7 protein-coding genes are annotated in these 6,501 nt (G+C 64.1%); 4 read left to right on the top strand and 3 right to left on the bottom strand.

All coding sequences use genetic code 11. The annotated features are described in order from the left end of the window. Positions 1–577 (top strand): hypothetical protein (locus RYL44_RS09625; protein WP_314975835.1); only part of this gene is annotated, 577 nt, incomplete at its 5' end. An 8-nt stretch (positions 578–585) separates the two neighbouring features. After that, positions 586–1,188, top strand: a complete 603-nt coding sequence (locus RYL44_RS09620; protein ID WP_314975834.1) for a hypothetical protein — start codon at positions 586–588, stop codon at positions 1,186–1,188. A gap of 170 nt (positions 1,189–1,358) precedes the next feature. Here RYL44_RS09620 and rlmB read toward each other — a convergent pair whose 3' ends face one another. Together rlmB and RYL44_RS09610 are read right to left on the bottom strand one after the other, a co-directional pair. Beyond that, positions 1,359–2,336, bottom strand: coding sequence for a 23S rRNA (guanosine(2251)-2'-O)-methyltransferase RlmB (gene rlmB, locus RYL44_RS09615; RefSeq protein ID WP_314975833.1), 978 nt, complete (start codon positions 2,334–2,336; stop codon positions 1,359–1,361). A gap of 355 nt (positions 2,337–2,691) precedes the next feature. After that, a complete protein-coding gene (locus tag RYL44_RS09610; RefSeq protein ID WP_276740957.1) occupies positions 2,692–3,234 on the bottom strand; it encodes a DUF1697 domain-containing protein in 543 nt (180 codons plus the stop codon). Between the two features lie 178 nt (positions 3,235–3,412). Between RYL44_RS09610 and RYL44_RS09605 the strand changes: the two genes are divergently transcribed. Both RYL44_RS09605 and RYL44_RS09600 read left to right on the top strand, forming a co-directional pair. Further along, positions 3,413–3,820, top strand: coding sequence for a hypothetical protein (locus tag RYL44_RS09605; RefSeq protein WP_314975832.1), 408 nt, complete (start codon positions 3,413–3,415; stop codon positions 3,818–3,820). Between the two features lie 154 nt (positions 3,821–3,974). Beyond that, on the top strand, positions 3,975–4,592 hold the full coding sequence (locus tag RYL44_RS09600; protein WP_314975831.1) for a hypothetical protein: 618 nt from the start codon (positions 3,975–3,977) through the stop codon (positions 4,590–4,592). Positions 4,593–5,222: 630 nt separating this feature from the next. Here RYL44_RS09600 and cysS read toward each other — a convergent pair. Further along, positions 5,223–6,501, bottom strand: a 1,279-nt coding sequence (cysS, locus tag RYL44_RS09595; protein WP_314975830.1) for a cysteine--tRNA ligase, incomplete at its 5' end; no start/stop codon positions are given.

Genomic DNA, 6,501 nt, shown 5'->3' with positions numbered 1-6,501 from the left:
CATATCGTGCCCGCCGCGCGAGGCTTTCGAGCGGTGCATGGGCTTTTGGGCGACCGTCGGCATCCGTTCCGAGACCCCCGGGATGGGCGACCAGTTCGCGATGCGCGGCTGGTCGGGCACCGAGGTCACGGTCATGCCCGGGCAGGCCACGGCCTCGCGAAGACACTTCGACGACTCATTCCTGGAACTTAGCGAGATCGCCCCGGGCCTCGTGTTGGGAGGGATCGCCGTCTACCTGACGTCGAAGGCGGTGCGCGCCCAGCTGCGCCACCTCAACAAGACGCGCATCGTCATCGCGGCGCACCCCTCGCCCGACGCCACTCAGACATCCACTGAGCTGTGGTGTTTCCCCTGGGATACGGCGATTCAGCGCGCCCACCCCGGCAAGGATCCCATCGCCCGCGTCTTCGAGTACCTGCACGTCCCTGCACCAGCAGGGCATCCTCCTGGCTCCCCCGCGCCTCGTCAAAAAAGGGAGCTTCCCGGCGACTCTCCCCTCTCCGACGCGGGCATCGCGACGATGCACCGGGACGCACGCAAGGCGACCGGCACCAGCGCCTTCCGCTTCCAACGATAAGGACACCCATGACCCCCTTGTTTTCCCGCGTCGGCCGCAGCCTCTCGCTCACGACGCACCCGTTCAGGGTCTTTCGCCTGGCGGTCTCCCCCGACGAGGCCGTGGCGCGCTGCGTCGCCCAACTGCACAAGGACGGTATCCGCGCCGAGACGCCCGGCATGCGCGAGCAATTCGCGCTGCGCGGGTGGGTGGGCACCGAGCTGGCTACCGGGAACACCGGGAAGGCTTTTCTCGTCGATGCGATCGCCTCGGCCACCACGACAGGCATCGTCGCCGATCTGTTCCCGCGGGCGGTCCCTGACCGCGTCAAGCGTGCCTTCCTCGAGAAGACGCGCATCGAAGTCATCGCCCGACCGATCCCGGGCGGGATGCGGCCGATGAGCGAGCTGTGGTGCCACTTCGACTACACGTCCACCGGCGAGACCATGTTCGCGGAGGACTGCATCGCCTCGATGCTGGAGAGGATCGAGCAGTCCTTCAGGGACGAGGGGCTCATGATAGCCGCCCCCGAACGCCTCCGAATCCGCGATATGCCGCCCAACGTTCCCCTTGCACTGCTGACTCTCATGGAGATGCGTAGAGCCGCGAAGAGGGCACGCCGAGGTCGCTAGCTGGCTGCGGGCCGATAGTCCGGCTCGCGCGCCCTGCTCACGTCTATTAACAGTCTCGCCGCGGGCGCTGATGCGCGCCCGCGGCGAGACGACAGATGGTTCGGCAGGCTCAGCCCTGCGCGCGCAGGGAGGCGACGTAAACACCCCTGAAAAATCAACACACAATGCACTCAGCCCTGCGCGCGCAGGGAGGCGACCTCGTACAGGGCGATGCCCGTGGCGACGGCCGCGTTGAGGGACTCGACGGTCGACGCGATCGGGATCGACACGATCTGGTCGCAGGTCTCGCGCACGAGGCGGGACAGGCCCGCGCCCTCGGCACCGGTCACGATGACGAGGGGGCCGTCCGCCAGCGACAGGCCACGCAGGGGCGCGTCTCCGCCGCCGTCCAGGCCCACCACGAAGTAGCCGGCCGCCTTGGCCTCCTCGAGGGCGCGCACCAGGTTCGTCGCGCGAGCCACGGGCACGCGGGCGGCCGCACCGGCCGACACCTTCCACGCGGTCGTGTTGACGCCCGCGCTGCGGCGCTCGGGGATGATGACGCCGTCCGCGCCGAACGCGCCCGCGCTACGCAGGACCGCGCCCAGGTTGTGGGGGTCCGTCACCTGGTCGAGGGCCACGAGGAGCGGGTGGCCCAGCTGCTGGAGCGACCCGGCGATCAGGTCCGAGGCGTCTGCGTACTCGTAGCCGCGCACCTCGATGGCGACGCCCTGGTGGACGGCACCGTCGGTTGCGACGTCCAGGTCGCGGCGGGTGACCTCGTACACGGGGGCACCCATGGCACTGGCGAGGCGCACAACCTCCTCCACGCGATCATCCTTCACGTTGTCGAGGATGAAGACGCGCTCGATCGGGACCGAGGCGCGGGCGGCCTCGGCGACCGGGTTGCGGCCAGCGATCAGCTCGTGGCCCGGCTTGACGCGGATCGAGGACTTGGCCCGGGCGCGCGCGATCGCCGCCTCCTGGGCCTCGTGGGCCTCGCGCTTCACCTTGCGCTTGTAGGCCGGATGGTAGGTGCGGTCCTCGGCCTTGGGGGTCGGACCCTTGCCTTCGAGGCGGCGGCGCGAGTGGCCGCCGGTGCCGACCTGCGCGCCCTTCTTGGTGCCCTTCTTACGGATGGCGCCGGGGCGCCCGCTGTGTGAGGCCATGGTGTCTCCTCGTCTTCTCATAAACTGACACCAGCCTACGGGTTTTGGGCCGCATCGGGGCCGCAGGGGCTCGCGCGGGGGCCAAAATCACGATCAGACAGGTTCCACACTAACCCGTGTCCTCCTCGGCTCTCCTGGCCCCTCTCCCCCAAAAGTCGCACGTAATTTGGGTACCCTCACTTTTCATAGGTATCCAGAAAACCGCAGAATTCCAACGATCTGATTTCAACTCTTGAAATACACGAAGGGGAATTACGTGCGACATTTCTGGGGAACCACTCCAGCGAGGCGACTGAGCGGCACAACACCGCCCTCACACTCGCCTCAGCCTCGCAGAGGCCGCCAACCTGGCGCCTCACCCCCGCGAGAGCATCGCCGCGATTCTTTCGACCGTCGCGCCACTGCGGATCGTCACCTCGCGGTAGAAGTCCTCGCGCAGGAGGCGCTTGTGGTAGGCGGTCTTGAGGAATTGTTTTTCGTCAAATTTGACCCAAAATACGGCGTGCTCGCCGAAGTGGACGGCCTCGTCGCCCAGTTCCATGGCCTCGATGCGCTGGCGCACGTGGTCTCGATCCAGTCCACGCGTGTAGAACAGGGCGTCGCGGCGTGCCACATCGCCGTGCCACCAGTCGGGCAGCTCATCGAGCTGGGCAAGGTAGTCCTGCGCCGTTAGGAGGGCCAGTCGGATCGGGAAGTCGTAGCGGCACGCCAGGAGGTTCTCGATCCTCTGAGCAACATCCTCACGCGAGGCATCAGCCTCGAAGAGGAGATTGCCACTATTGATGTAGGTACGCACGTTCACGTAGCCCACGCCGGCGACCTGCTCGCGCAACTCGCTCATGACGACCTTGTTCTTACCGCCGACGTTGATGCCGCGCAGCAGCGCCACGTACTCCATGCTGATCCTCCCCATCTGTGGCCGCGCCTCAGGCCGTCGAACACCCCAGGCCGCCCATCGAAAACTGCGGAACCAGAATCCCCTTCTCGAAAACGCAGGCGGATACGACGCAGCCCCGGGAGCATGCATCAAGCAGAGGCCACCCCGGGGCATCCACTGGCAATGGTAGACTAGGACGATGAGCGATAGCAAGCGTAGCGACGAGGCTAACGAAGGCCTCCTCGCATTCATTACCGAGCCCCGTCTCCGACCATATCTCCATACCTGCGAAGGAGACCTCTCACTCGCTCTCGATCTCTATGCCTGGAACACACGCATGGCGGCTGCATGCCTGCCCATGCTATCTCAGACAGAAATTCTCCTGAGAAATGCGCTTGACGAACAACTCAAAGAGTATTTTGACGAAGCCATGCGAGGCATCCCTTGGTTTTTTTCAGAAATCGTGTCAACTGAAACAAAAGGAACAGGACGCGATTTCTTCAGCACGCGAGATCATGGTGCGGGAGAAGAAAACGGAATCACGCGATCAGATTATCGCAAACCTTACGTTTGGATTCTGGGTTCGAATCCTAGGAGTCAACTATGAAGACTTGTGGAGAAGAGCTCTGCACCGCGCTTTTACAGACCCAAGCACGGGTAGACCACCGAGCGCTAAACATATTCGGTCACTTGTGAATGACGTGCGGCAATTCCGAAATAGAATTGCGCACCACGATTACGCCCAAGACTACGATCTCCCGATGCTCATGTCGCGCGTAAACGAACTTACCAAGCTCATCTCGCCGCAATTTAGTGCATGGATAACAGAGAATTACCAAGAAACCTGGGATTCACAATGGCGTGGACGACCGATTACAAAGCAGGAGACCATAGTCGTCCCAAACAGCCGGGGCAACTGGGAGACCTACAAGAGGAAGTCTGCCTACATCTGCCCCGCCGGCAAATACTTCAGGGAGGAGATTAGGCACCTCGCGTTTTACGCGTCACGATGTATCCAACGCCAAGTTCCTCGCATAACACAAATAGTAGATTCAGTCACCTGGACACTAGAACACGCAACTGAGCTAGAAGCATCAACTTCTCAAGATGATAAGAAAATAGCAGACCTTATCAAGTGGACCTTGAGTGAAGAAGGTGAGCGCATAGTCGGCCCTCACTTCAAAGGCAGCCGACAGAAGAAGGTGATCCTCCTAACGTCGCATCGGAATGAACAGAATCCACAGCAGAAGGATGGGCACATCGTTCTTCCACACAAAATTCCCCACAACGAGTCGGGCAGAGGGAGCGGCTTTGTTCGCCAACACAGGTATACATCCCTTCACCGGCTCCAGTCAGCAGCAACAACAGCAGACCTCTAGAGTCCCTACGACGGCTCCCACCTACAGATAATTCCTCACGTCATCAGTACGACCTCCGGAGTGCTCGCAAATAGCGCCAAAACCAGGCAAAAGTCGCACGTAATTTAACGCGGTCATTTTTCGAGATAGGCCACAAACGTTGCAATTCCAACAACCACATTTCAATGTTTAAAATAGGCTCAGGGGAATTACGTGCGACATTTCTGGGGAACCATACCAGCGAGGCGACTGAGCAACACGACAACACCGCACGCCACTACGCCAACGAGCAGCGTGCGGCAACGCACCAGCATGGCGGGCACCACACCCGTTACGAGGCACTACACCTGTTACGGGACACTGCACCCTTACGAGGCGCTACACCCGTTACGAGGCACCACACCCCGCACGAGGCGCTGCACCCGTTACGGGGCACGACACCCGATCAGAAGAGGTGCACTGCCTACGGATCGGGCGCGACACCCAATCACAAGAACAAACGCGGAATCTGCGAGACGATCGCCGACACGCACAAGGCCCCGGGAGCTCGCTCAGTTTGATGAGGTTTTGCGCCGGTGGGAATGCGACACGCACAAGGCCCCGGGAGCTCGCGCTCCCGGGGCCGCAGCTCAGCCGCAGCTCAGTCGCAGCTCAGCCGACGCTCCACGTCGCGCCGTCGCGGCCGTCGGTGACGGTGACGCCGGCGGCGGCCAGGCGATCGCGCAGCTCGTCGGCGCGCGCCCAGTCCTTGGCGGCGCGGGCAGCAGCCCGCTCGGACAGCACGGCCTGCACCAGCGCGTCCAGCGCCGAGTGCTCGGCCGCAGCCGCACCGGACGCACCCGCGCCGATGCCGGCCTGACCGCGCCACTGCTCGGAGGCGGGGTCCAGGCCCAGCACGTCCAGCATGGAGCGGACGAGGACCTGCTCGCGGTACACGCCAGGAACGTCTCCGGCGGCCAGCGCGGCGTTGCCGGCCTTGAGGTGCTCGTGCAGGACCGCGAGCGCGCCAGCGACGTTGAGGTCGTCGTCCATGGCGGCCGCAAAAGCCTCGGGCAGGTCGGCGGGGGCCAGGGCGATCTCGTCAGCCCCCGCTTCCCCGGCGGTCTCGATGGCGCGGGCCACGAAGGTGGAGAACTTTTCCCAGGCGGCGTGCGCGGCGGGCAGGGTCTCGGGGCCCCATTCGATGGCGGAGCGGTGGTGGACGGTGGACAGGGCCCAGCGCACGGCGACGGCCGGGTACTCCTCGGTCAGCGTGCCGATGGAGAGGACGTTGCCCAGGGATTTGGACATTTTCTCGCCCTTGGTGGTCACCCACGCGTTGTGGACCCACAGGCGCGCGAAGGGCCAGTCGGCGCCGTGGGATTGGGCCTGCTCGTTCTCGTGGTGCGGGAAGCGCAGGTCGATGCCGCCGCCGTGGATGTCGAATTCGTCGCCGAGGTAGCGCCGCGACATGGCGGAGCATTCGAGGTGCCAGCCGGGTCGGCCGCGCCCCCAGGGGCTGTCCCACGAGGCCGTGGTCGGCTCGCCGGGCTTGGTGGCCTTCCAGAGGGCGAAGTCGCGGGGGTCGCGTTTGCCGGCTTCGATGGCCTCGTCGATTTGGGCGTCGTCTTCGGTGGTGCGCATGTCGACGAGGCGCTGACGGGTGAGTGAGCCGTAGTCGGGTTGGGAGTGGACGTCGAAGTAGACGTTGCCGCGCCCGTCCGAATAGGCGTGGCCGGCGTCGATGAGGCGCTGGACGAGGTTGATTTGGTCGGGGATGTGGCCGGTGGCGCGCGGCTCGTACGTGGGGGCCTCGACGCCGAGGGTTTCGTACGCCTGCGTGAATTCGCGCTCGAAGCGGTACGCCCAGGCCCACCAGTCCCAGCCGGCCTCGGAGGACTTGGTGAGGATCTTGTCGTCGATGTCGGTGACGTTGCGGACGTAGGTGACC

This window comes from Actinomyces bouchesdurhonensis (assembly GCF_963540955.1).
GTDB lineage: Bacteria > Actinomycetota > Actinomycetes > Actinomycetales > Actinomycetaceae > Pauljensenia > Pauljensenia bouchesdurhonensis.
The sequence above is the reverse complement of the archived record's forward strand: the minus strand, read 5'-3'. Positions and strand labels throughout refer to the sequence as shown.

Excerpts from the sequence above, each read along its gene's own strand:
- RYL44_RS09605 (WP_314975832.1), top strand. The coding sequence starts at position 3,413 with ATGAGCGATAGCAAGCGTAGCGACGAGGCTAACGAAGGCCTCCTCGCA.
- RYL44_RS09610 (WP_276740957.1), bottom strand. The coding sequence starts at position 3,234 with ATGGAGTACGTGGCGCTGCTGCGCGGCATCAACGTCGGCGGTAAGAAC.
- RYL44_RS09600 (WP_314975831.1), top strand. The coding sequence starts at position 3,975 with ATGCTCATGTCGCGCGTAAACGAACTTACCAAGCTCATCTCGCCGCAA.
- rlmB (WP_314975833.1), bottom strand. The coding sequence starts at position 2,336 with ATGGCCTCACACAGCGGGCGCCCCGGCGCCATCCGTAAGAAGGGCACC.
- RYL44_RS09620 (WP_314975834.1), top strand. The coding sequence starts at position 586 with ATGACCCCCTTGTTTTCCCGCGTCGGCCGCAGCCTCTCGCTCACGACG.